Origin of the sequence: Bacillus sp. PSXD-155 (assembly GCF_049310765.1) — a bacterium.
In the GTDB taxonomy this organism is placed as follows: Bacteria; Bacillota; Bacilli; order Bacillales; family Bacillaceae_G; genus Bacillus_A; species Bacillus_A cereus.
The window spans coordinates 14,657-39,940 of sequence record NZ_JBMOWC010000003.1; the positions used below are offsets into that span (position 1 = coordinate 14,657).

The following is a 25,284-nucleotide window of genomic DNA, read 5'->3' on the forward strand; positions in this document are numbered from 1 at the left end:
TTCATAATGAAGGAGAAGGGGAACTATGGAGTTAACAATTTCTTATTCGCAATTAATGTTGATGAACTATGACGGTGAGCAGCCTTATGTAGACTGGACGGATGAAGATTTTGAAAGAGGCTATGCTGAGGCAGAGGGAACTGTTATTTTTGAAGCACTTTCTGATTATACTTGTGAAGTGAAAGTGACCCCAGGGAAACATATTGAAAAAGAAGAAGTGGTTAGAACGATTACGGTTCCTTTTACGGTTGAAAATGAAAGTATCGTTATAACGAGTATTCTTTCAAACAAATTTCAAATATCTATTCCAAATGGTGAGTATACAGTTGTCTTACAAGCAATTCCTCTTGAAGAGCCAACGGATGATGAATTATATAAAATACAATACGAATTCTTCTTTGAAAGTAAAGAATAAAAAATGGGTTATCCTGAGAAAAGGATAACCCATTTTTGTTATGCGTTTGTTTTTAAAAGGGAACGAGCATCTTTCGCTGCTTGAACCATATGTTCTAAAGCTGGAATAACTTCTTCTGTTCTTCTCGTTTTTAAACCACAATCAGGATTAATCCAGAAATATTTAGGATCGCATACTTCTAAAGATTGTTCTACGATTTTATACATTTCATCTTTACTCGGTACACGTGGGCTATGAATATCATATACACCTAGACCGATGCCTTTTTCATATGTTGTATGTTTTAACGTATCAATAAATTCTCCGTGACTTCTTGATGTTTCGATAGAAATTACATCTGCATCTAATGCGCGAATCGCGTCAACAATATCTTCGAAGTTACTGTAACACATATGAGTATGAATTTGTGTTTCATTTGCTACAGAAGAAGTTGCTAAAAGGAAGGATTGTACTGCCCATGTAATATAAGCATCCCAATCTTTTTCTTTTAGTGGCATTCCTTCACGAAGTGCTGGCTCATCGACTTGGATTACTCTAATTCCGGAAGATTCAAGTAGTTCAATTTCGTGACGAAGAGCTAGTGCAATTTGATACGAAACTTCTTTTCTTGGAATGTCATTTCGAACGAAGGACCAATTTAAAATCGTAACAGGTCCAGTTAACATTCCTTTTACAACTTTCTCCGTTAAGCTTTGTGCATAAACTGTTTCCTTAATAGTCATGCCGTTAATAAAGGCTACATCACCATAAATAACAGGTGGTTTTACGCAGCGGGAACCGTATGATTGTACCCAACCGTTTTTAGTGAATGAGAAACCAGCAAGGCGCTCACCAAAATATTCGACCATGTCAGTTCTTTCAAATTCACCATGTACAAGGACATCAAGCCCAATTTCTTCTTGGTAACGAATCCATTTTTCTGTCTCTTTTTCAATAAATTGTTCATATTGTTCATTTGAAATAACACCGTTACGCCATTCTTTTCGCGTTTGACGAACTTCAGTTGTTTGCGGGAAGCTACCAATGGTCGTTGTTGGTAATAGCGGTAACTCCAGGGCAACTTGTTGTAATTCGTATCGTTTTTCAAATGGAAGAGGGCGTGAAAAATCTTCTTCTTTTAGTGCTGTTCGTGCTGCTTTGACATCTTCTCGGTTACGTGCAGCAGATGAGCGAATTGTATGATGTACGTTTCGATATGTTTCCAGCTCAGTACTAATGCTTTCTGTACCTTGAGTGAGAGCGGAATGAATAAGAACTAACTCTTCTAATTTTTGATTTGCAAATGCTAATGCATCAAATAGCTCAGTCGATAAGTGAGTTTCTTCTGTTTTATCGATCGGTGTATGCAATAAGCTACAAGAAGGCTGAACGATGAAATCTTTTGTTTGGACTTGTTTTTGTAACGTTGTAAATAACTCAAGAACTTCATCAAGGTCAGCTCTCCAAATGTTACGGCCATCTATACAACCGACAGCTAAAGTTTTATCAGCTGGGAATCCATATTTTGAAATAGCATTTAAATTACCTTCTTTACCATGAATGAAATCTAATCCAATACCGGATACCGGGAATGTAATAATTTCTTCATAGTTTTCTTCCACGCTATCAAAATACGTTTGTAAAAGAAGAGTCGCATTTGGAACTTCTTTACGAATAGCTTCATAAATTTCTTTTGCTTGTTGAATTTCTTCTTTAGTTAAAGAAGCGAAAATTGGTTCATCAACTTGAATGGCTTGTGCACCAGCTGCATGTAGTTCTGAAAGCAGTTGTACGTAAGGTGCAACTAACTGTTTTAAAATGGAAGGGAATTGTTCTTTTGTATAGCCTTTAGCTAATTTTAAGAAAGTATATGGACCTAAAATAACAGGCTTTCCATCTACTCCTAATTCTTGTTTTGCCTCTTCGTATAAGCGAAGTGGACGATTATCTTTTAAAGAGATTTGTAATCCCTCTTCATATTCAGGAACGATATAGTGATAGTTTGTGTTAAACCATTTTGTCATTTCGGAAGCTACGTGATTTTTAGAGCCACGCGCCATTGCGAAATATACATCAAGGTAAGATGTAAACTCAGAAAAACGTGATGGGATAAATCCTAGCATATAGGCAGTATCCAAAACGTGATCATAATATGTAAAGTCGCCAATTGGAATGAGTTCAATCCCTTTTTCTTGCTGTACTTTTACGTGTTGAAGGCGAATTTCTTTCATTGTTGTTAAAAATTGTTCTTCATCAATTTTATTGGACCAAAAAGCTTCCAATGTTTTTTTCCACTCTCGTTGTAGTCCGATACGTGGATAACCTAAGTTACTTGTTTGAATTGCCATTTTAAATTCCTCCCTAATTGAAAGTAAGCATTTCCGTTTACTAGGAAATACCTATAACAAAAAGTGCAAAGACATAGAAAATAAGCCTTCCTTTTTGTTTTAACACCTCATCATCATCCGTGAATCTATCAGTGTTGTTAAAACAGGCAGGTCTCCTGACTTATGCTTCATATAATTTCTTTCACCTTCCCGTTTTCACAGTGGCACCAAAAAGAAATCTCAGCATTTACAGTGGCGGGACCGTGTTGGAGTTTCACCAAGCTTCCCTTTTAAACACGAAACGAAATGTTCGTGTACCTATTTTCCTTTTGAAAGGAATTTAACAAGCGATATGATATTGAAACAAATTTTAACATAATTTTTGGAATTTTGTCTACTGTTTTAAAATAAGAAAATTCCAAAGTTTTTATTTCTTATTATTCTGACTTTTTATTCTGAAGTAACTAATAATATTACAGTATAAAAAGAGAAATTGAGCTATGAAAGAAGTAGGGATGTCTTCTTTCATAGCTCAATTTTCATCTATAGCAACTTCTGAAAGTCGGCCTGCTATAGCATCTTTAAGGAGGGTGTTTAGCCATTGTAATTCAACTGTAATATGCTCAATTACACTTTGCAAAATATATAGTTGTGCACGTGGAACCTTTCCTTTATTACAATCATATATCGTTTGCATAGTATGTAAATATTGAAGAGTATCGTTTTTCTTTTTTTCTAAAATAGGAACTAATTCGTGATCATTGCTAAAGTGAGCGAAAGATAGGGCTGAATAAATAGGTTTATATATTTGGTTTTTTGCTTCGAATTGTTTTAATAGTAAAGTGTGGAATAGTTTTTTGCCTTCTTCTGTTATATGAAAAATCGTTTTGTCAGGTCGGTTTGTGTCTCTAATTACATTTGTAATGTGAATTGCGCCTTGCTTTTCTAATTGCTCGAAAGCGTAATAAAGTGATCCTTTAGCATATTTAATATAACAATCCATTTGTCGTTCTTTCATAATATGCTGCACTTCATATGGATGTTTATCTCCTTCGAGTAGCAAGCCGAGAATGACTAATTTCATGCTCATGCTGTCTCAACTCCTGTATATAAAAACTTTATACATATTATAAACGGCATATCCTTTTTCATAAAGGGATATGCCGCTTCTTTTTTATATTAACTGACTTGCTTTTGTTTTTCTTTCTTTTTAGGGCCTGTAAAGAGGCGTTCATTTCCCATTAGTAAAATACAAATAACACTTAGTACAGCCGGGATGAGTGCCCAGAAGAATGTGTTCGCAATAGATGTAGCGAGAGCTTCTTTAATACCCGCTAATATTTCAACAGGAATTTTTGCGGTAGCGCCTGGTGATAATAAGAAACTTGTGTCTCCGCCTTTTGGAGCTAATTTTGCTAGTTCAGGGGGGAACACAGAGTTTAGTTTATCTGTAAAAATATGATTTTGAATTGTACCGAAAATCGTTACACCAAGAGTCATACCGAGTGATCGGAAGAATGAGTTTGTTGATGTCGCCGAACCGCGGTCTCGCATTTCTAACTTGTGAATAGAAGACATACTTAATACTGAGAATGAGAAGCCAACACCAAGCCCAGCGAGAATCATAAATAGTGTTACGAGTAAACGAGGTGTGTCCATTGTTAAAGTACTTAATGAATAAATACCAAGAACGAAGAAGACACCAGATACCATCATAATGTTACGATAGCTTGTTCGAGAAGCTAATTGTCCTCCTGTTTGACTTCCAATTACAGAACCAACCATCATTGGTGTTAAAATTAATCCAGCATTAGAGGCCGAACCTCCAAGAACGCCTTGAATGAAGATTGGAATATAAACTGTACAGATAATAAAAGCAGCACCATAGAAAAAGGCAACTCCTTGACTAGCTGCGAATAAAGGTTTTTTAAATAGATGGAACGAAATAATAGGCTCGGTTGCTTTTCTTTCTACAAAGAAGAAAATAATAAGCGCAATAACTACTGTTGTAAATAAGCCAATAATTACAGTGGAATTCCAGGCATATTCCTTACCACCAAGTTCTAATGCGAACATTAAGCAAACGATACTTATGACAAGTGTAATAGCACCAGCCCAATCAATTTTTTGTTTTCTAAATTCTAGAGACTCACTGTAGTATTTAGTAATGAAGAAAAAGGAGATAAGTCCTAATGGAATATTGATATAGAAGACCCAATGCCAACTTATATAGTCTGTAATATAAGCACCTAATAAAGGACCGAATACACTAGATGTCCCGAAAACAGCACCGAATAGCCCTGTCATCTTCCCGCGTTTTTCTGGTGGGAAGATATCATACATAATTGTAAAGGCGATAGGCATAAGGGCACCACCACCGATACCTTGAATAGCTCTATAAATACTTAATTGCTCAATACTTGAAGCTGTTCCGCAAAGCGCAGAACCGAATAAGAAAAGAATGAGGCCCCCAATATAAAAACGTTTCCGCCCGTACATATCAGAAAGTTTCCCAAAGATAGGCATCCCTGCCATTGTTGCTACCATATAAGCTGATGTGACCCAAACAAACTTATCAAAGCCTCCTAGGTCTCCAACGATTGTTGCCATTGCGGTTGCAACGATTGTATTATCCATTGCGGCCATTAATATACCAAGCAGCAAACCAGCAACAACAAATTTTGTCTTGTTGGTGTCTTTTTTTAATGGTTGAGTTTCCAAATATAACCCTCCTTTAGAAATAAGTAAACTATATTAAGTTTTGAGTGCAGTGGATAAAAAATTTAAATGTATAGTTGATTTTAATTTCTTTTCCATAAGTGCACTAATATGCCATAAAGAATATTATAGTCAAATTTGACTATAAGGCAAATTTTTTCTTCCGTCAAAATATTCTTTCATATAAGTAGAGAACGAGTGAGCGATACGAATATTGCTATAAAGGAAATGAAGTAAATTGTAAAAAAATTTCATAAAGAACACCTTCTGTTAATAGATGAAAAATGGTTTTTTCTTCATATTGTCGAATAGGATAAAAGGAAGAGAAATATTAAACATTACTTGTAGCAAGCTTTAGTAAGTTGGGGAATTCATTGTGTGTATGGTACATCTGAAATGAGGTGAATATATATTATGAAAATATGGGGACGAATTTCGGATACAGGAAAGTATTCAATACCGCTACAACCAGTATTGTGGATTGACGGATCGAAAAAGGAAAATGAATTTCCTCAAGTAGCCGTTACATTGCAAATTGGTAGTATGTATACAGAACAATTTTCGTATGAATTGACCTACGATGTAAACGACATACTTATTATGCGAATTGAAGTGGAAAATAAAGGGGTAGAAATGATTTCGAGAGTTGTTGTAAGTCATATGATTCGAGATTACTTTGCTTATATTCCTAATTCTTTAAAAGTTGATAAGGGGATAAGTGAGTTTTTATTCCAGCTTGTAAGGTGGCGAATTGATGATTTGTTACCAAATGAAAAGGTGGAACTACGTTGCAAAATAAAAGCTAATAAAGATAAAGCTCTTAAACAAGCATTCTTTCAGGCTACATATACATTTCAAGATAAAGAGATATCATATGGTCCACTGCAAACAAATGAAGTTGTTGTGCGGCAATGATAAAAAGGAACCTGTACAAAAGGTTCCTTTTTTAGTGAAGGTTGTGTTTTTTGAGTATTTTCTTTTGCTCTATTCCTTTTTTTCCTACATAGTTATTTTTGTAGCCAAAGTATAGAATAAATAAAAATGAAACAACATTAACAATAGCGTCGATTTGATCGTTTGTAATAAAGTGTATGCCGAAAGAGGTAAATAATAATTTTAATGATAATAGAAAACCCGCTAGTAAACGCATAGCATCTGATAGATTCTCTTTTTGTAGCATATAGATTACTCCTTTCTATAAAAGTTATATATTATATATATGAAATAGAGTAGGAAAGGTATACAAGCTTAAGCAGAAATGTACATTGCATATGTACATTTTTTATTTTGTAGAAAAACATTATTGATATAGAAACATATATTGGTATAAAAGGGGGAGAAGTATGAAACATAAAGGGAAAATTAGTGGATTATTACTTGGAAATACAGTGGCAGTTACAGAATGGATTGCACTTCAGGATGTAATTGCAAAACTGGATTCACGATCATTTTATACCGTCTTTATTATTTATATATTGCAAATGATACTAAGTTATTATTTTGGACATTGGTACGATAAAAGAACGAACAAGCGTATGAATGTGGAAGTAGGAGGAATGGCAAGCAACGATTTTGTTGTTGATTTTTTTGGGAAAGTAGCCGCTTTATCTGAAAGAGATTCCCGTAATATTACAGTTTACATTCTTTCTGTAAAAGAATGGGAAGGATTAAAAGACACGTTGCAAGAAAAAAAATTGGGAGTGTTAGTACAAAAATTAGAGAGTACCATTGTAAAGACAATTCGGAAGGGAGATGTTGTTACAAAGTGGGATGAAAATAAGTATGTTATTGTAGCAATTGATAATGGTCATGAAACATCAACAATAACAAACAGATTAATGAAAAATATTGAAAGTGAAATAGAAGGTGATTTACTCAGTGTCACTCTTTTATTTGGAGCAGCTAGCTATCCAGTAGAAGGAAAAACGTTTGAAGAACTGTTGAGAAAGTCGCAAAATCAATTGTATCAGTATAGAAATTTGCAAGAAAATGAGTGAAGCTTCGATTTGAAGATATATGATAGGAAGAAGTTTTATTTGTAACATTTTTTTGACTTTTATTACAAAAAACGTTGCGTTTGTAATAAAAGTCTTTAAAAATATATGAAATAAGCATATAATTATGATGGTAGTGCCAATGCAATTTGCACAATGTGTTTTATTTTAAAAGTGTAGAGGAAAGCAAGCTCTACACTTTTCCTTTTTAGGAAATGAAAAGAATATTTGTAAGTTGTTGCGAGATATCGATTGTACTGTGTAAAATGAACAAAGAGATTATTTGATAGAAAGCTGGAAAGGGAATGATAGACGTGAGAGCGGAACGATCACCTTTTATCAGGTGAACTATTATAGTCTTATTAAGACTGAGGTGAAATTCTGTGGCCATTAAGGTAATACATAGTGTGAACAGGTTTTAAAAAACACGAAGAACTATACTTAAAGATGGATATGGAACTGCTAAATACTTCAAAAAGAATAATGTAATATTAAGTAATAATTCGTACAAACAATATTAATGATCTTCGTAAAAAAGATGCGAGTGTATAGAACAATTACATATTTTATAACTTTTTTATATTACACGATGGTCGTTTATAAATAGGAGGAAGAGATGTTGAAATATAGTAAATTAGCAATTATAACTGCATTATCAATGACTTTATTAGCCGGTTGTTTTGGACCGAAACCAGAAGAAGAATTATATGTAGCGTTTGAAAACGCTGCTAAACAAGAAAAAACAATGTTTGAAGATGCAAAAAAACTTGAGGCTTTAGAGAAAGAAGGACAAGAATTATATAACCAGATTGTGCAAGAAGGAAAAGATAATAATCAAACTGTTAAAGAAAAATTGAATCAAGCAGCAAAGAATACAACTGAACGAGAAAAAGTACTTACAAAAGAAAAAAAGGCTTTAAATAAAGCGCAAGAAGAAGTGAACTCAGCTGATAAGTATGTGAAGAAAATTGAAGATAATAAGTTGAAAAATCAAGCTGATAAAGTGAAAAGCACCTATGAGAAACGACACGATTCATTTAATAAAATGTATGACAGCTATAATAAATCTTTAAAACAAGAAAAAGAGTTATACACAATGTTACAAGATAAAGGTACTAAATTAAAAGATATTAGTGAAAAAGTAAAAGTAGTAAATCAATCTTATAAGGATATTGAGTCAGAAAAAGATAAATTTAATGAATTCACAAAGTCTTATAATACAGAAAAAGTAGCTTTTTATAAACAAGCAAATATTAAAATTAAAGAAGAGAAAAAATAAAACAGTTTGGCCTAGACTTGGCCAAACTGTTTTATTTTTTTGTATAAGTACGACTATACCATGGAACAGGTTCACTTAATTTTTTTTCTTGTTTCAATGCTTCAGGACCAATATAATCTTGAAGTGTTTTTTTTGCTACTGTTAAAGATAAGGTTGTTTTCGGATTTCGATAGGAGGATTCAAGATGACCAAGATGCGGTAGAATTCGAAAATCTTCTTTCGTAGGAGGGATGTGGAAAAAATAATCGCCTAAACGTATAAGGACATCAGATTGTTGTTGGCTAAAACGTGGGTTTCTAGAAAAATGTAATCCTTCTTTAATTGCTTTTTTTTCAGCAATCAAACGTTCTAAAGCTGTCTTTTTTAACCAGTATAAATATTTAGGATTAGTAGCTGCTTTAGCATGACGATTCACAACGAAAATAGATTGAGCTAGTCGATTAATAGAATGTTGGTTTTGTAATTGAGATTGTGGTTGTGAAGGTTTCATATTGAATCTCCTTTCAATTTTTCATTATTATACCATAAATAAAAGAGGTTTTTATTATATGCAAAAAGTGATTGTATATATTTTCAATATTAAAGCAATATTGTTACAAAAAACAACTATTTTGTATAATAGTAATAGAATATGTTTTTGAAATTTGATAATGAAAGAGTGAGAAGTTTGAAAGAAATATTAAAACAACAGTATGCCATTATAGATATTGGATCTAATACAATGCGTTTAGTTATTTATGAAAAGCAAAATGGAGGTTTTTATAAAGAGATTGAAAATACGAAAGTGGTTGCTAGGTTAAGGAATTACTTAATTGATGGTGTGTTGAATGAAGAGGGACTAGAAGTATTATTACAGACATTATTTCAATTTCAAGAAAGTACAAGGTTCCATCAGTTGCATCATGTACTTTGTGTTGCAACAGCAACAATTAGACAGTCTGAGAATCAAGAGGAAATTAAAAAGCTTATTGAAGGACAAACGGATTTTACTCTTAGAGTATTATCAGAATATGAGGAAGCGCGTTACGGATACTTGGCGGTTATGAATTCTACATCGTTTCCAGAAGGAATAACGGTAGATATTGGTGGGGGAAGTACGGAAGTTACATACTTTAGAAATAGAGAGATTTTAGAGTACCATAGTTTTCCTTTTGGGGCACTTTCTTTAAAGCAACAATTTATTAAAGGCGATATTCCTACTACAGATGAGTTAGAGGGAATGCAACAGTATTTAGAGTTTCAATTTCGAACGTTACCATGGTTAATCAATAAGAAATTGCCTCTTATTGCAATTGGTGGTAGTGCGAGGAACTTAGTAAAAATCCATCAAAATTTAATATGTTATCCTATAGCAGGATTACATTTATACAAGATGAAAGAAGAAGATATTGAAAATGTAAAAGATGAATTGGAAAAATTGTCGTTCATAGAACTTCAGAAATTGGAAGGCTTGGCAAAAGATCGAGCGGATACGATTATTCCAGCGGTTGAAGTATTTCATACACTTGTTAATGTTATAGAGGCACCGGCCTTTGTATTAAGTAGAAAAGGATTAAGAGAAGGTGTTTTCTATGAAGAGTTGACAAAAGATTTGGGGATTTCATATTATCCGAACGTAGTTGAAGAAAGTTTGCATTTACTATCACATGAATACGAAATGGATATGGAATTTGTTATTCAACTTATTAAACATGGAAGACTAATTTGCAAACAACTTGAGGAAATAGGGCTTATTTCTATGTCAGTAAAAGACTGGGAAGTGTTCCATCAAGCAGCGAAAGTATTTAATATAGGCAAATATATAGACGAAGAAGCGAGCCGTTTACATACGTTTTATTTATTAGCGAATAAGACAATTGATGGCATGATGCATAAAGATAGAGTGAGGTTAGCACTTATTGCATCTTATAAATCAAAAATGCTATTTAAACAATATTTATCTCCATTTGAAGGTTGGTTTGATAAAAGTGAACAAAAAAAAATCCGCCTATTAGGAGCTGTTTTACAATTTTCAGCTGCTTTAAATGTAAGGCAACGATCGCTTGTTGATACGATATCTATAACAGAAAGCGAAGAGAGATTAACGTTTAAAGTTTTATGTGAACAGTCTGCCTTAGCAGAAAAAGTGCAAGCTGAAAAACAAAAAAAACAGTTAGAAAGAGTATTAAAAACGAATATTAATTTATTATTTGAACTAAAACATTAGGTTGTACGGATGTCTTTACGAAAAATTTACACTTTGTAATATTGTAATTTGATAAAATGAAATTAACTAAATTATAGTAAAAAAGTTTCAAGGGGAAGTGTGAAGAGAATGGAATTATCGAAGGGGAATGCAGTAGATTTAAATGATACAGCTTATTACAATAATCGAGAGTTAAGCTGGCTAGCATTTAATGAACGTGTACTACAAGAAGCGCAAGATGGAAATAACCCACTTTTGGAAAGATTGAAATTCATTAGTATTTTTAGTTCGAATTTAGATGAATTCTTTATGGTACGTGTAGCGGGATTGAAGGATCAAGTGAGTGCTGGATTTAATCAGCCAGAAAATAAAGCTGGCTTAACACCAAAAAAGCAATTAAATAAAATTGCGATAAAAGCCCATGCACTAATGACAGTACAATATGATACATTTAAAAATTATATATTACCAGCGCTTGAGTTAGAGGGGATTGAACGTTTAACATTCAATGATTTGACGAAAGAGCAGCGAGAATTTATAGAAGAGTATTTTGACGAGCAAATTTTCCCGGTGTTAACTCCTGTAGCTATTGATGCATATCGTCCATTTCCAATGTTATTAAACAAAAGTTTGAATTTGGCTACTCTTTTATATGATGAGAAGCAAGCGGAAGAAGAAAACAGGACGAAGTTAGGGATTGTACAAGTTCCTTCATTACTTGAGCGCTTCATAATTTTACCGAGCGAAGGGCAAAAGCATAAATTTATTTTATTAGAAGACGTAATTAGTAGCTTTACTCATAAATTATTTACGGGATATACAGTATCATCTGTTACTCGTTTCCGTATTACACGCAATGCAGATTTAACGATTCATGAAGAAGGTGCGAGAGATTTATTAAAGGTAATTGAAAAAGAATTAAAAAAGCGTAAGTGGGGGGCTGCTGTTCGTTTAGAAGTTGGGAAAGAACACATTGATGAAAGAGTATTAGCGTTATTATATGAGGTTCTGGAAGTAAAAGATGAAGATGTATATATAATGGATGGTCCATTAGATTTAACATGTTTGTTTTCTTTATATAAAAAACTAGCTCCTTTATATGAACATCTTGTATATCCGGCTCTTATTCCGCAACCGCCTCAAGATTTAGGTGATGAAGAAGATGTATTTGAAAAAGCAATTGAGCATGATATTTTATTACATCATCCTTTTGAATCATTTCAGCCGGTAATTGATTTTGTCCGTGATGCGGCAGACGATCCGAATGTACTTGCGATTAAACAAACGTTATATCGTGTAAGTGGTGATTCACCGATTATTCAGGCGTTAAAAATAGCGGCTGAAAAGGGAAAACAAGTGACGGTATTAGTTGAATTAAAGGCAAGGTTTGATGAAGAAAACAATGTTCATTGGGCTAAAGAATTGGAACAGGCAGGCTGTCATGTTATTTACGGTGTAAGTCACTTGAAAACTCATAGTAAAATTACGTTAGTTGTAAGAAGAAAAAACGGAAAAATCGAAAGGTTCGTACATCTTGGAACTGGAAACTATAATGATGCAACAGCGAAGTTATATACTGATTTTGGATATATTACATCAAGAAAAGACTTTGGGGTTGATGCAACCAATTTCTTTAATTATTTAAGTGGTTATACAACAAAGCCACATTTTCACCATTTATCGGTTGCTCCATTTGATATAAGAGAGCAATTTATGGATTTAATAGATGAAGAAATCCGTTATCATAGACAATATGGAAATGGATATATTATCGCTAAGATGAATTCATTAACAGATAAACCGTTAATAAAAAAAATGTACGAAGCATCACAAGCTGGAGTAAAGGTAGAGCTCATTGTTCGAGGAACATGCTGCCTACGACCTGGTATTCCAAATGTAAGTGAAAATATTCGTGTAGTTAGTGTTGTTGGAAGATATTTAGAACATAGCCGTATTTATTATTTCCATCATAATGGGGAGGAGAAAATATATTTATCTTCAGCTGATTTGATGACGCGAAATATGGAGAAGCGAGTGGAAATATCTTTCCCGATATTAGATATTGAAATGAAGGCACGAATTAAGGCGATTTTACAGCTTACATTAGCTGATAATGTGAAAACACGTGAACAAAATAAAGATGGTGATTACTATTATGTTATTAATGGTAGTACAGAAGAAATTGATAGCCAAGTGAAGTTGTTTAAGATGGCGTATCAAAATACAGACGCTGAATAATTAAAAAAGTAAAAACCTCTTATGTCCATAAGAGGTTTTTACTTTTTTCTACTCATATGCTCCCAAAATGGAAGGATGAGTAGAAACAATAGTTTTATTATAAGCGTGTAATAAGGTGGTTCGTTGAGAGAATAACATTTGAAAGAATTGTTATTTTAACTTAGTAATAGTATGGTTGTTGACAGGGTCCACCGTAACAAGGATAAGGTGCTGGCGGCGGGAAAGGTGGTGGATAAGGTGGATAAAACGGTCGAGGGCCGAAAGCTAATGCTCCGCCGAGCAATCCACCAGCAATTCCAGCTAGAAAGGGAACGCCAAAAAACGGAAAGAAGCGTGAGTCGCCTACTGGACCAATAGGTGCTGAACGGACTGGGATTGGTTGATAATATGGATACATGAACATACCTCCTTTATTGGACTCACTTTCATCATATGGTAAATGAAACATGGATGAGCGCGTACAAGAAAGGATATGCAAGAAAATAGGCGAATTATTACGAATGTTGAAGTATAAAAAGTGTAATTTCAGGTTTTGACATAAAACGGAATGGGACACGTGTTCTTCCGAGGCCTCGATTGACATAGAGAGATAAATCCTGAATTGTATAGAAGCCTTCAATATAGTCTTTGGCGAGTGATGGTGTAATAATAGGTCCTAAAAAAGGAATTTGTACTTGTCCGCCATGGCTATGACCAGAAAGTTGCAAGTTGATTGGATATTTGGAAATTTGCGGCGCGATATCTGGCTCGTGAACAAGAACGATGTTATAAGTATTTTGCCGTGCATGTTGTAATGTTTTCTCTATTTTTGGTTTGCCTAGTAGTATATCATCGAGACCGAAAATAGAAATTTCACTATTATCCATTAGACGAATTCTTTTTTCACTATTTAGCAATAGTTCAAATCCTGATTCACGCATGATGTGCTCATAGTATTCAGTTCCATATCCACCGTGATCATGGTTACCATAAATAGCGAATTTACCGAAGGGGGCTTGTATATTTTTTAAAATGGATGCGACGAAAGGAGTGTCAGTATACGTTTGATAATTATCAATGAGATCTCCAGTAAAAAGGACAATATCTGGATTTACAGCATTAATTTTAGAAACAACTTGAGATAAATGTTGAAGCGAGAAATAGTATCCGAGATGTAAATCGCTGAATTGCAGAATTTTCATACCATGAAAACTTTTTGGGATGAGTTGTGATTTTAATGTGTGCTGTGTAAAAGAAATGAAATGGGGTTCTATATATTTAGCATAGTAGTATCCGATGCCACTGGTTATAAATGAATAGAGACAAGTACGCATACCAATTTTCAAAAAATTTCTTCTTGTAATGTGCTTCATAAAAATATGAGTATACCTCAATGTTTTTATTCCATTTACAGGCTACTCAAATCTCCTTTCAGTTTATTTAAAAATATACTTTACATAATAAAAAATTAGTATAGATTACGAAAAAAATAAATGAAAAGAAAGTTCTTTACGTTAAAATATCAGAAAAGTTTAAAAATATAAAGATTTCTATTAAATAAAGTGATAAAATGAATGTGTATTCATTTTTTGGAGGGGATGTATGTGAAAGAAAAGGTAGTTATTATAACAGGTGGATCGAGTGGAATGGGAAAAGGAATGGCGACTCGCTTTGCAAAAGAAGGGGCACGAGTTGTTATTACAGGACGTACAAAAGAAAAACTAGAGGAAACAAAGTTGGAAATTGAACAATTTCCAGGCCAAGTATTACCTGTACAAATGGATGTAAGAAATACGGATGACATTCAGAAAATGATTGAACAGATTGATGAGAAGTTTGGTCGAATTGATGTTTTAATAAATAATGCAGCTGGAAACTTTATTTGTCCAGCAGAAGATTTATCCGTGAATGGCTGGAATTCGGTCATTAATATTGTATTAAACGGTACATTTTACTGTAGCCATGCTGTCGGAAAATATTGGATTGAAAAAGGTATAAAAGGGAATATCATTAACATGGTAGCAACGTATGCATGGGATGCAGGTCCAGGAGTGATTCATTCGGCTGCAGCGAAGGCAGGGGTATTAGCGATGACGAAGACGCTCGCTGTTGAGTGGGGGCGTAAATATGGAATACGAGTTAACGCTATCGCGCCAGGACCAATTGAACGTACGGGCGGTGCTGATAAATTATGGATTTCAGAAGAAATGGCTAAGCGTACGATACAAAGTGTTCCGCTTGGAAGGCTGGGTACGCCAGAAGAAATCGCTGGTCTAGCTTATTATTTATGCTCAGATGAAGCTGCGTACATAAATGGAACTTGCATGACAATGGATGGAGGACAACATTTACATCAATATCCATTTTAAAAGGGATAAAAAAAATGAATGTTTGATTCATTTTTTTACGGTTAAATGTGACGGAATTGTGACATATGAAAGAAAAGTGTTTACAAGAGGTCATATATACGTTATATTTAAGACCTCTTTTTTCTTCATAGTAGAATTGCTAATTCCCCTTAGCATTTTACCCCTCTAATCCCTTCAGGAAAACTGAAGGGATTTTTTATTATTTTTCCGTAAATATCATGTTATAATTTTTGAAAAGTAAAGGGAGGGAAGCACGTTGATAGATGCATTAGATGTAATGAGTAACTTGGATAAAGTCCTTCCTTATTATCAAGCTATTTTTAGTGCTGATGAGCATACTGTAATTGGATATGAAGTAGTAGGACGTATTCAAACAGAAGAGGGCATACAAAGTTTAGCTTCTTTCTTTCACGATGATTCGATTCCAAGTGAATTTCAACTGGAAGCGGATAATATTATAGTAGAAAAAGCTTTAAATCGTTATTTAGAAAGCGATCAAAAATTATTATTATTTATACATCGGAATGCTAATGTATTAATGAATGATGATGATGAAAGCTTGCTTCAACTTTTATTGAGGTATGAAGAACAAGGTTTAAATTTAAAACAAATTGTTTTAGAGATTACAGAGCATGAATGTAAAGAAGATATAGAGCAATTTAATCATTTGCTTATGTATTATCGTACATATGGTATTCAAATTTCGATTAATAAGGTCGGAACGGGCACAAGTAATTTAGAGCGTATTAGCGTGTTAGCACCTGATATTTTAAAAGTAGATTTAACGAACTTAAGGCAAACAGCACTTTTACAATCTTATCAAGATATTTTATATTCTTTATCATTACTTGCTAGAAGAATTGGTGCAACCTTGTTATATGAAGAAATAGATGCTTTTTATCAACTGCAATATGCTTGGAAAAACGGTGGAAGATATTATCAAGGTAATTATTTGAAAGAATGTTTACCTGATTTTATTGAAACGAATGTTTTGAAAGAGCGACTTGGTAATGAATGTCATCAGTTTATTCAGCATGAAAAGAAGAAGTTACAAAAAATTTATAATTTAACAGAGATGTTACGCGATCGAATTGGCGATGTTTTATCAAAACAAAAAAAGAATGAAGATATCAATGATTGGTTATTACAATTTAGTCAAAGTGTATCACAGTATAGTTTTCGCATATTTATTTGTAATGAAGATGGTTTCCAACAATCAGGAAATGTTATGAAAAAAGATGGAGAATGGATTGTGATGCCGGATTATTATATGAAGAACTGGAGTTGGCGCCCGTATTTTCTCGAGAATATCATGAAAATGCGTTTTGAGAATAAGGCAAGGCTTTCAGATTTATATGCAGATATCGAAACGGGCGAAATGGTACGAACATTTTCTTTCCCAATAGATGATGACAACTTTTTATTTATAGATTTATCATATGAGTATTTATATGAAGAAGATGTTTTATTTTAATGCACGAAGAGATTCGTGCATTTTTTGTTTGTTTTTATCATAAATTGGTAATAGTGAAAATGGTGATGAAAATGCTGTCTATCGTTGTAAAGATTTTACGAACGAAATCTGTGCTTTCTTTGCATAATCATTGTTACAATGAATACTACAAAGAAAAGTTCTTTTAAAAGGAAGGTGAAAAAATGAGGAAATATGGAATATGGCTTGTTCTATTTGTATGTGTTGCCTTTCTAGTTGGTTATAGTGTTACGACTGTTTTAGGGAAAGAGGAAGTGGAAGTTGATCGGAAAGAAGTATTTACAACGATACAAAAAGGCTATGAAACCCAGTTTTCAATTCGTGGGAAGCATTTGCCGATGAATAAGATGATAGAGACGTTATCACCGTATTTTACAGATAATTTCCTTCAAGTATTTACAGATGAAAATAGCAGAAGTGATAAACAAAGTGGTGAATATTTACTTCCGGCAAAAGAAGCACCGTTTTCTTTTAATTCAGAAACGAAAATGTCGTATGATCAAGAGCATAAAAATTTATATGTATATGAGCGGACAAAAAGTGGACAATATCAAATTGTAACATTAAAAAGGGATCAAGATAAATGGAAGTTAGCAGGATATCATGAAAGTCAGGAACTTTTAACTGAAATAAAAAGGTTGCAACAATTATAAAGTGAAACTTTTAATCAGTGGGGGGATTACTCGCCCATCTAACTTCTTTGCTTTAGCTACATGTGGGGAATTTTACTACCTACAAATAGCGGGATTAGAATAGGAATAGGTATTTACCTATTCCTATTCTATATTGAGTAGTTGCTGTAACTTTTCAATTTGAAAACCTGCAACTACTTCGCCATCAATTACGACTGTTGGAGTTGAATAAGAATCATAGTCGTTTAAAAGACGATTGCGAGCAGCGGCGTCTTTTTTTACGTCGAATTCTTCATATGCAACGTTATTATGCTTCAAAAATTCTTTCACAATAACACATGGCGGACAATCAGGTTGTGTATAAACCTCAATTTTTTTCATTGTAATTCCTCCTTTTTTCTGTTTTTTATTATATTCTTCCAGTATAAAAACCGCAATAAAGAAGGGGAAATATGTTCTTTCTGTTTTTTCCTTCGCATTTCGACAAATTTTTAGTTGAGTTTCTGGTCAATAACCTTTATCCTAGAGTGTGGAACATTTTTTCTGTTATGACGGATAGAATGAGTATAGCTGTAAAACCTATTGGTAGGAAGATCAGAGAAAGGAGAGATTTCATGTCTCTACTCCAAGGAATTTTAACTCGACTTGTTAGTCTACAAGAACAAGCTGAAAGCGGTGAAGTAGCACAACGCTATTTTGAAGTGAACGGTGAGCGCAAATGTAGCGTGAAATTTTTCGATAAAAGTGAAATGTATGAGTTAGAAGTGTATCAACAAGGTGAAAAACCTCAAGTGTACCAATTCGATAATATCGACATGGTTGCAATTGAGATTTACGATATCATTTCTTGATACATATAAAAAAGGTACTGCCACATGGCAGTACCTTTTTTAGTTCTATTACTTTCCAGCGTAATGTATAGAAGTTTTTTATTTTTCCTACAATGGTATTAAAATGAAAATTTAATCCGTGCAAGTTTGCTTATCCATGTGGATAAGTAGTCCCGTCAACCGGGTGAATATGTGAAGCTAAACTTCTCACAATTGCTGGGTTCTGCAAATAGCGGGAGAAATATAACTAGGAGGTTATCGTATGGAACGTTTACCAGTTGTGATTTGTCCTAATTGTCAAAGTTCTGCTGAGATTATTCATGTATTAACGGCTCAATCTAATCAAAATGTAATTTATACGTGTCAAGTTTGTCACTTTGTAATTCGAAATATTGAAACGAATAAAGGATAGGAAGTTATAATTTTAGTTTTTGTCCCATACAATGAGAATACGAAAAGTCTGTCTAATTGAAAGGACGTGACTCTGTGGACGGTGCACATAAATTTTACAATGTTTCAGAGAGACATTTAAATTTTGATATGGTCTTTAACCGTATTTGTAGTTTCATTGAAAAGGATCCACGAAATTTGTATCGATTATCCATTGGGACAGACTCGCAAGCGCATCAAAAGGATACGAGGTTTATTACAGCAATCCATATTCATCGTGTTGGAAAAGGTGCCTGGGGTTGTTTACACCATAGATCAGTAAAAGATAAGCCAGCGACCTTACGTGAGAAAATATATTTAGAAACGCAGTTTAGTCAAGAAATCGCATGTCTATTTACGCCTACTCATATACAAACAATATGGGAGTTATTGCATCCTTATGCTCAAGATGGGGCTGGATTCATAATGGAAATTCATTTAGACATTGGGAATGATGGTTTAACAAGAGAATTTATTTTAGATATGACAGAAAAAATTCGAGCGATGGGATTAACTGCAAAAATTAAGCCGGATGCTTATGCGGCGTTTAGTTATGCAAATCGATATACGAAATGATTTTTTGTATGTTTATAATTGCTACATATCTTTTGGTAAAAACTGAATATTACATCTATTAAATAGGTTAAATTTTTTATATAATAAGAGTGAGTAACGATGCGAGTGTAAGGAGAGGGGTATATGCAAAGGGAAGTTGTTTTAACGAAGGAAGAAGAAAGTTTACTACTAGATATTTTATTTCAGCAAAATTATGCAAGTGAAATTTTAGCTGTGGAACTTACGGACATTGAGAATGGTTTGAAACAGACAGATGTGATGCAATATAAAAAAATCACAAGGTTATTTTACAGATTAAAAAATAAAGGGTATTAAGCGCTACCGGAATGGTAGTCTTTTTTTTGTGCTGTATGCTAAAATAGCTGTGTGATTGTATTTTTATTGAAATAAATTTAGGACAAAATAATAATATGAAAACGCTGTCATAAAATGTGAATAGAGTTATGAACATAAGCAGGAAAAAGGGAAAATGGGGGATGTAATATGATTAGTATTCCGAAAGACGAATTTCAACAAATTCTTGTGAAGGATTTAATGATCTCATCGGAAAAAGTAGCTCATGTCCAAATTGGAAATGGTTTAGAACATGCTTTACTCGTTCTTGTGAAATCTGGATATTCGGCGATACCTGTCTTAGATCCAATGTATAAATTACATGGTTTGATTAGTACTGCCATGATATTAGATGGTATGTTAGGATTAGAGCGTATTGAGTTTGAAAGACTTGATGATATGAAAGTAGAGCAGGTGATGAAGGAAGATATACCTTTTCTTAAATTAGAAGATTCATTTGCAAAAGCTTTAGAAATGACAATTGATCATCCTTTTATTTGCGCTGTTAATGAAGATGGCTATTTTGAGGGGATTTTAACACGTCGGGCTATTTTAAAATTGTTGAATAAGAAAGTAAGGCAACATAATCGATAACGTGAGAAAAGTGACTTCATAGAAACGAAGAAGTCACTTTTTTTTCGTGCATATCACTTGTGTATGTATTATATTAAAAAAGACATAAAACATAAGGGGAGTTTGCGCTGAAAAATTGTATTTTCTGAATGAAAGCTTAATGGAATAAGGTGTATGGAAGCTAAGGAAAGAGGGAGAAAGTTGCAAATTGATGATTTTCAAATGATGGTTGTGTTAGCTCAGGAATCAAATATGAGAAAAGCGGCGGAACGTTTATTTGTTTCACAACCTGCGCTGAGTCAACGATTACAATCTATGGAGAAACAATGGGGAATGAAGTTTTTTATTCGCTCACAAAAAGGATTGACAATTACACCTGAAGGGGAAAAAGTTGCAAATTATGCCAAAGAAATGTTGCAAAAGGAAGAGGATATAAAAAGTGAGCTAGCTGTTTTTAGAACGGAAACTCATGGAACTTTAAAAATAGCTGTTGCATCAGTTATTGGTCAATATTGGCTCCCTCCTGTTTTGAAAAAGTTTGTGCATAAATATCCTTCTGTAAAGATATCGCTGTTTACTGGATGGAGTAGTGAAGTGCAAAAGCAGTTTTATGAAGGAGACGTTCATGTTGCTATACTGAGGGGAACACAAGAATATAAAGGTCAAAAGCAACAATTATTTGAAGATGAACTGTATTTAGTTGATAAAGAAATAAAAGATATTTCGATGCTAAAAGAAACAAATAGACCGTTCATTCAATTTAAAAGTGACTCAACTTATTATGGACAAATACAAAATTGGTGGTATGGTTTATTTTCTAATCCGCCTAAGCGAACGATTGTAGTTGACCAAATTGAAACATGCAAACAACTTGTTTTAAATGGTATAGGTTACGCCCTTTTACCTTCTACTGTTTTAAAGGAAGTACAGGAAAATATGTATAAAACACCTGTTCAACTGACGAGAGAAACATGGTTGTTAACAAGTGACTCGGCAAGGCAGTTGAAGCAAGTACAAGCATTTTTAGAAATTATAGAAGAAATTCAAAGGGAAAAATAAGATTATTATCTTGCTACTCGCTCTTTCGTTTGGTAGAGTAACATTATAAATGGATTTAGGAGGCAACAAGAATGAAAATGATGGACGCTAACGAAATTATTTCGTTTATTCAAAAAAGTGAAAAGAAAACTCCTGTAAAGGTATACATAAAAGGGGATTTAAAAGAAGTAACATTCCCTGAAACAGTACAAGCATTTGTGAATAAAAAATCAGGTGTATTATTCGGAGAATGGTCTGAAATTAAGACAATTCTTGATGAGAATAATAAGCACATCGTTGACTACGTTGTAGAAAACGATCGTCGTAATTCTGCAATTCCAATGCTTGATTTAAAAGGTATTAAAGCTCGCATCGAGCCAGGTGCTATTATTCGTGACCATGTTGAAATTGGTGACAACGCTGTAATTATGATGAATGCAACAATTAACATTGGTGCTGTAATTGGTGAAGGTTCTATGATCGACATGAACGCAGTACTTGGTGGACGTGCAACAGTCGGTAAAAACTGTCACGTAGGTGCAGGTGCTGTACTTGCAGGTGTTATTGAGCCACCTTCTGCAAAACCAGTTATCGTTGAAGATGATGTAGTAATCGGTGCAAACGTAGTTGTTTTAGAGGGTGTTACAGTAGGTAAAGGTGCAGTTGTAGCAGCAGGAGCTGTTGTAACAGAAGATGTGCCTCCATACACAGTTGTTGCAGGTACTCCAGCACGTGTAATTAAAGAAATTGATGAGAAGACAAAAGCAAAAACAGAAATTAAACAAGAGCTTCGTCAATTAAACCCAGAGAAATAAAAAGTAAAAAAAGCGTAAGAGCGTAAATGGGCTCTTACGCTTTTTATAGATAGAGGTGCAAAAATGACAGTAAGCAAATTTGTCCAAATTCGTAGAGATCTACATAGAATTCCAGAAATCGGATTTAAGGAATGGAAAACACAACAGTATATTTTAGATTATATAGGAACACTTTCTCATGAATTTGTGGAAGTGAAGACATGGAAAACGGGTGTAATCGTTAAAGTAAATGGAAAAAATCCAGAAAAAATAATAGGTTATCGTGCAGATATAGATGGTCTGCCAATTACAGAGGAAACTGGATATGAGTTTGCTTCTATTCATGAAGGAATGATGCATGCATGTGGCCACGATGTACATACAACAATCGGTTTAGGCCTTCTAACGAAAGCTGTGAGCGAAAGAATAGATGATGACCTTGTATTTCTATTCCAGCCAGCAGAAGAAGGACCAGGCGGTGCTCTTCCTATGTTAGAAAGTGAAGAGTTAAAAGAATGGAAACCAAATATAATTCTTGGTCTTCATATTGCACCAGAATACGCTGTAGGGACAATTGCAACGAAAGAAGGACTGTTATTTGCTAATACTTCAGAATTATATATTGATTTAAAAGGGAAAGGTGGCCATGCTGCCTATCCGCATACTGCAAATGATATGATTGTCGCAGCGAGTCATCTTGTTACACAGCTTCAATCCGTTATTAGTCGCAATGTAAATCCTCTTGATAGTGCAGTAATTACAATCGGGAAAATTACAGGTGGTACGGTTCAAAATATTATTGCAGAAAAATCTCGTTTAGAAGGAACGATTCGAACATTATCAGTGGAATCAATGAAGCGTGTGAAAAGCAGAATTGAGGCAATTGTTGCAGGTATCGAAGCTTCTTTCCAGTGTGAGGCAATTATAGATTACGGAGCAATGTATCATCAAGTATATAACCATGAAGAGTTAACAAGAGAGTTTATGCAATTTGTACATAAACAAACAGATATGAATGTTATTACATGTACTGAGGCAATGACAGGTGAAGATTTTGGTTATATGCTTCGAGAAATCCCTGGATTTATGTTTTGGCTTGGAGTAAATTCAGAATATGGTTTACATCATGCAAAATTAAAACCAGACGAAGAAGTGATTGAAAAGGCAATTACATTTTTAAGCCAATATGTAAAGTGGAAAGGGAATAGAAAATAAAACTTCCGCTTTATTGAAGGTTCCAAAAAACTTTTTGTTATGAGGTGTAAGTAACGCTCGTATAGAGTGATTTTAGACATTTACATACAAATGAAAGAATAAAGTTAATTGGACTGTTTTAATAATGAGCAGGGGGGTTTTTAGCCACTGCTCATTATTAATTATTTGACTAACTTATATATGTTTACTTTTAGTATGAAAAGTGTGTAAAATCAATGTGAAACATAGAAAAAAGGGTGGGGAATTACGTGCAAATTAGCAGTGCGATTTTATGTTTCGTCTTATATGCGTATGTTATTATTGCGGCGGTTTATTTTGGGATAAGTTTTTATGCCTATCGTTTAGTAGATAATAATGAATATGACGAAACATACAAATGGGTGAAGAGATATTTATCACCTGTACTAGAAATTATGAATGGGTTTGTGCTCTTTTTATTTATTGGATTAATTGCTTTCTCAACGAGTTTAGTAGGGAATAAAACTACGTTATTTGTATTGGGTATCATTATTTTTATGTTGTTAGGAATAAGGATTGGTAATACGGTCTTTTGGAATGAAAGAAAAGTAGATGGTTGGACGGGAATGTTAATTCCATGCATGTTAGCTGCAATCGTGACAAATATAGAACATGAATATTATCAATTACATTTTTGGCTTATTATCGTTTTAACAATTCTTTCTGTTTTGTATATAAGCACAGTAGTACTAACTTATATTGCACATGAAAAAGGAGATGTTAAAGGCACTCGTTTCTTTAGAGGACGGGCATTATTTTGGAGTGTGCCGACGATGGCAGTTATCGCGCTTATTGCGATATTAGTAAATGGATATCAATTTTCTAGTTGGCAACTATTTTTAGAAAATTGGTGGATCTTTATCTTTTCGTTTATTGCTTTTTTAGGTGCAACGCATTATTTATTCCATCAACATCATTACATATGGGTGTTGTTATTTGCATTCATACAGCTTCTATTTGCCTTTTTTGGTCAAGAAACATTATTATTCGTTTTTGAAACATTTAGTTCGTTTGGAAATATATTTGTATTTGCTATGTTACTTGTTGGTATCGCTTTTTACTTGCAACAATATTTTTATATACAAAAACAAAAATAAGAGCTAATTACAGTTTTTGTGACGCATATAAAGTGTGTTACACTGAAAATAAATAGTACTTGAAGTTATTGGAGGAATTCCTGTGGGTGAGAAAGAAAAAGAATTTGCTGTCATTGGACTTGGTCGCTTTGGTGGAAGTATTTGCCGAGAACTAGCTCAATTAGGTATGGAAGTAATGGCAATCGACTCAGATGAGGATAAAATTAATGAATTTGCAAATATAGCTTCGCATGCTGTAATTGCAGATTCAACAGATGAGATGGTATTAAAAAGCCTTGGTATTCGAAATTTTGATCACGTAGTCGTTGCTATTGGAGATAATTTAAATTCAAGTATTCTAACTACTTTGATTTTGAAAGAATTGGGTGTAAAAAATATTACTGTAAAAGCTCAAAATGATTATCATGAAAAAGTGTTAAGTAAAATAGGTGCAGATCATATTGTGCATCCAGAACGTGATATGGGAAAAAGGATTGCTAATAATATTGCATCAAGCAATGTGTTAGACTACCTTGAGCTTTCAGATGAGCATAGTATTGTAGAGATTATTGCGAATAAAAAAATTGATGGGCACTCTTTAATTGAATTAGATATTCGTGCGAAGTTTGGATTGAATATTGTAGCAATTAAACGAGGTAAAGAAGTTATCGTATCCCCTCGGGCTACGGAGAATATTCAAGCAGGAGATATATTAATTGTCATTGGTCATGACGATGAAGTGGATCGATTTAAACACTTTTTAAGATAAGAGAAAAGAAAAGGACAATGCCTTCA

Annotated in this window: 27 protein-coding genes and 1 riboswitch; of the genes, 19 read left to right on the plus strand and 8 right to left on the minus strand. The window is 33.7% G+C overall.

What is annotated here, in order from left to right; translation table 11 throughout:
• Positions 1-25 precede the first annotated feature (25 nt).
• Entirely contained in the window at positions 26-415 is a 390-nt protein-coding gene (locus tag ACO6VI_RS02795) for a competence protein ComJ (RefSeq protein ID WP_000424024.1), read from the plus strand.
• Between the two features lie 38 nt (positions 416-453).
• Here ACO6VI_RS02795 and metE read toward each other — a convergent pair whose 3' ends face one another.
• From metE to ACO6VI_RS02810, 3 genes are all read right to left on the minus strand, one after another.
• Positions 454-2,742 carry a 5-methyltetrahydropteroyltriglutamate--homocysteine S-methyltransferase gene (gene metE / locus ACO6VI_RS02800; RefSeq protein WP_088020445.1) on the minus strand — a complete coding sequence of 763 codons (2,289 nt, stop codon included), beginning with the start codon at positions 2,740-2,742 and terminating at the stop codon, positions 454-456.
• A gap of 128 nt (positions 2,743-2,870) precedes the next feature.
• Positions 2,871-3,058, minus strand: a riboswitch (cobalamin riboswitch).
• A gap of 195 nt (positions 3,059-3,253) precedes the next feature.
• The gene (locus tag ACO6VI_RS02805) at positions 3,254-3,811 is read right to left on the minus strand and encodes a PadR family transcriptional regulator (protein WP_000062063.1); all 558 of its coding nucleotides are present in this window, start codon (positions 3,809-3,811) and stop codon (positions 3,254-3,256) included.
• An 89-nt stretch (positions 3,812-3,900) separates the two neighbouring features.
• The gene (locus tag ACO6VI_RS02810) at positions 3,901-5,442 is read right to left on the minus strand and encodes an MDR family MFS transporter (RefSeq protein ID WP_023522937.1); all 1,542 of its coding nucleotides are present in this window, start codon (positions 5,440-5,442) and stop codon (positions 3,901-3,903) included.
• Between the two features lie 411 nt (positions 5,443-5,853).
• Here ACO6VI_RS02810 and ACO6VI_RS02815 point away from each other — a divergent pair, with 411 nt between their 5' ends.
• On the plus strand, positions 5,854-6,354 hold the full coding sequence (locus ACO6VI_RS02815; RefSeq protein ID WP_000708119.1) for a hypothetical protein: 501 nt from the start codon (positions 5,854-5,856) through the stop codon (positions 6,352-6,354).
• Positions 6,355-6,385: 31 nt separating this feature from the next.
• Here ACO6VI_RS02815 and ACO6VI_RS02820 read toward each other — a convergent pair whose 3' ends face one another.
• Entirely contained in the window at positions 6,386-6,619 is a 234-nt protein-coding gene (locus ACO6VI_RS02820) for an SPP1 phage holin family protein (RefSeq protein WP_000939446.1), read from the minus strand.
• Between the two features lie 163 nt (positions 6,620-6,782).
• On the opposite strand from ACO6VI_RS02820, the gene ACO6VI_RS02825 reads away from it, so the two are divergent.
• Both ACO6VI_RS02825 and ACO6VI_RS02830 read left to right on the plus strand, forming a co-directional pair.
• A complete protein-coding gene (locus tag ACO6VI_RS02825) occupies positions 6,783-7,436 on the plus strand; it encodes a diguanylate cyclase domain-containing protein (RefSeq protein WP_422422979.1) in 654 nt (217 codons plus the stop codon).
• A gap of 613 nt (positions 7,437-8,049) precedes the next feature.
• Positions 8,050-8,712: a YkyA family protein gene (locus ACO6VI_RS02830; protein WP_422422980.1), complete on the plus strand. Its 663-nt coding sequence runs from the start codon at positions 8,050-8,052 to the stop codon at positions 8,710-8,712.
• A gap of 31 nt (positions 8,713-8,743) precedes the next feature.
• Here ACO6VI_RS02830 and ACO6VI_RS02835 read toward each other — a convergent pair whose 3' ends face one another.
• On the minus strand, positions 8,744-9,202 hold the full coding sequence (locus ACO6VI_RS02835) for a YkyB family protein (RefSeq protein ID WP_000804864.1): 459 nt from the start codon (positions 9,200-9,202) through the stop codon (positions 8,744-8,746).
• A gap of 141 nt (positions 9,203-9,343) precedes the next feature.
• Between ACO6VI_RS02835 and ACO6VI_RS02840 the strand changes: the two genes are divergently transcribed.
• Together ACO6VI_RS02840 and ACO6VI_RS02845 are read left to right on the plus strand one after the other, a co-directional pair.
• Positions 9,344-10,918, plus strand: coding sequence for a Ppx/GppA family phosphatase (locus ACO6VI_RS02840; RefSeq protein ID WP_161520096.1), 1,575 nt, complete (start codon positions 9,344-9,346; stop codon positions 10,916-10,918).
• A 108-nt stretch (positions 10,919-11,026) separates the two neighbouring features.
• A complete protein-coding gene (locus ACO6VI_RS02845) occupies positions 11,027-13,135 on the plus strand; it encodes a polyphosphate kinase (protein ID WP_161520097.1) in 2,109 nt (702 codons plus the stop codon).
• Positions 13,136-13,295: 160 nt separating this feature from the next.
• On the opposite strand, the gene ACO6VI_RS02850 is transcribed toward ACO6VI_RS02845, so the two are convergent.
• Together ACO6VI_RS02850 and ACO6VI_RS02855 are read right to left on the minus strand one after the other, a co-directional pair.
• Positions 13,296-13,532, minus strand: a complete 237-nt coding sequence (locus tag ACO6VI_RS02850; RefSeq protein WP_000283738.1) for a hypothetical protein — start codon at positions 13,530-13,532, stop codon at positions 13,296-13,298.
• A 97-nt stretch (positions 13,533-13,629) separates the two neighbouring features.
• The gene (locus tag ACO6VI_RS02855; protein ID WP_161520098.1) at positions 13,630-14,487 is read right to left on the minus strand and encodes a metallophosphoesterase; all 858 of its coding nucleotides are present in this window, start codon (positions 14,485-14,487) and stop codon (positions 13,630-13,632) included.
• Positions 14,488-14,718: 231 nt separating this feature from the next.
• Between ACO6VI_RS02855 and fadH the strand changes: the two genes are divergently transcribed.
• The 3 genes from fadH (at position 14,719) to ACO6VI_RS02870 (ending at position 17,628) form a co-directional block, all read left to right on the plus strand.
• Positions 14,719-15,483: a 2,4-dienoyl-CoA reductase gene (gene fadH / locus ACO6VI_RS02860; protein ID WP_000660913.1), complete on the plus strand. Its 765-nt coding sequence runs from the start codon at positions 14,719-14,721 to the stop codon at positions 15,481-15,483.
• Between the two features lie 256 nt (positions 15,484-15,739).
• The gene (locus ACO6VI_RS02865; protein WP_000564307.1) at positions 15,740-16,957 is read left to right on the plus strand and encodes an EAL domain-containing protein; all 1,218 of its coding nucleotides are present in this window, start codon (positions 15,740-15,742) and stop codon (positions 16,955-16,957) included.
• Positions 16,958-17,139: 182 nt separating this feature from the next.
• A complete protein-coding gene (locus ACO6VI_RS02870; RefSeq protein ID WP_001233805.1) occupies positions 17,140-17,628 on the plus strand; it encodes a DUF3993 domain-containing protein in 489 nt (162 codons plus the stop codon).
• Between the two features lie 123 nt (positions 17,629-17,751).
• On the opposite strand, the gene ACO6VI_RS02875 is transcribed toward ACO6VI_RS02870, so the two are convergent.
• Positions 17,752-17,988, minus strand: a complete 237-nt coding sequence (locus ACO6VI_RS02875) for a glutaredoxin family protein (RefSeq protein ID WP_000717873.1) — start codon at positions 17,986-17,988, stop codon at positions 17,752-17,754.
• A gap of 233 nt (positions 17,989-18,221) precedes the next feature.
• On the opposite strand from ACO6VI_RS02875, the gene ACO6VI_RS02880 reads away from it, so the two are divergent.
• The 10 genes from ACO6VI_RS02880 to ACO6VI_RS02925 all read left to right on the plus strand — a co-directional run bounded on the left by ACO6VI_RS02880 (position 18,222) and on the right by ACO6VI_RS02925 (position 25,258).
• Positions 18,222-18,458: a YkuJ family protein gene (locus tag ACO6VI_RS02880; protein WP_000055151.1), complete on the plus strand. Its 237-nt coding sequence runs from the start codon at positions 18,222-18,224 to the stop codon at positions 18,456-18,458.
• 241 nt (positions 18,459-18,699) lie between these two features.
• Positions 18,700-18,849 (plus strand): hypothetical protein, encoded by a 150-nt coding sequence (locus ACO6VI_RS02885; protein ID WP_000440540.1) that lies wholly within the window; start codon positions 18,700-18,702, stop codon positions 18,847-18,849.
• Between the two features lie 74 nt (positions 18,850-18,923).
• The gene (locus ACO6VI_RS02890; protein ID WP_000348490.1) at positions 18,924-19,442 is read left to right on the plus strand and encodes a ribonuclease H-like YkuK family protein; all 519 of its coding nucleotides are present in this window, start codon (positions 18,924-18,926) and stop codon (positions 19,440-19,442) included.
• Between the two features lie 123 nt (positions 19,443-19,565).
• A complete protein-coding gene (gene abbA, locus ACO6VI_RS02895) occupies positions 19,566-19,757 on the plus strand; it encodes an antirepressor AbbA (RefSeq protein WP_001188692.1) in 192 nt (63 codons plus the stop codon).
• 168 nt (positions 19,758-19,925) lie between these two features.
• Positions 19,926-20,369 carry a cyclic-di-AMP-binding protein CbpB gene (gene cbpB, locus ACO6VI_RS02900; RefSeq protein ID WP_098033169.1) on the plus strand — a complete coding sequence of 148 codons (444 nt, stop codon included), beginning with the start codon at positions 19,926-19,928 and terminating at the stop codon, positions 20,367-20,369.
• Between the two features lie 153 nt (positions 20,370-20,522).
• Positions 20,523-21,407 (plus strand): LysR family transcriptional regulator, encoded by an 885-nt coding sequence (locus ACO6VI_RS02905; protein WP_002094125.1) that lies wholly within the window; start codon positions 20,523-20,525, stop codon positions 21,405-21,407.
• 71 nt (positions 21,408-21,478) lie between these two features.
• On the plus strand, positions 21,479-22,201 hold the full coding sequence (gene dapD / locus ACO6VI_RS02910) for a 2,3,4,5-tetrahydropyridine-2,6-dicarboxylate N-acetyltransferase (protein ID WP_000783241.1): 723 nt from the start codon (positions 21,479-21,481) through the stop codon (positions 22,199-22,201).
• Positions 22,202-22,264: 63 nt separating this feature from the next.
• On the plus strand, positions 22,265-23,395 hold the full coding sequence (locus tag ACO6VI_RS02915; protein ID WP_000218671.1) for an N-acetyldiaminopimelate deacetylase: 1,131 nt from the start codon (positions 22,265-22,267) through the stop codon (positions 23,393-23,395).
• Between the two features lie 248 nt (positions 23,396-23,643).
• Complete coding sequence (locus ACO6VI_RS02920) at positions 23,644-24,510, plus strand: cytochrome C oxidase assembly protein (RefSeq protein WP_088020440.1); 867 nt, start codon at positions 23,644-23,646, stop codon at positions 24,508-24,510.
• A gap of 82 nt (positions 24,511-24,592) precedes the next feature.
• Positions 24,593-25,258 (plus strand): potassium channel family protein, encoded by a 666-nt coding sequence (locus ACO6VI_RS02925; protein WP_000504032.1) that lies wholly within the window; start codon positions 24,593-24,595, stop codon positions 25,256-25,258.
• The last annotated feature ends 26 nt before the right edge of the window (positions 25,259-25,284 follow it).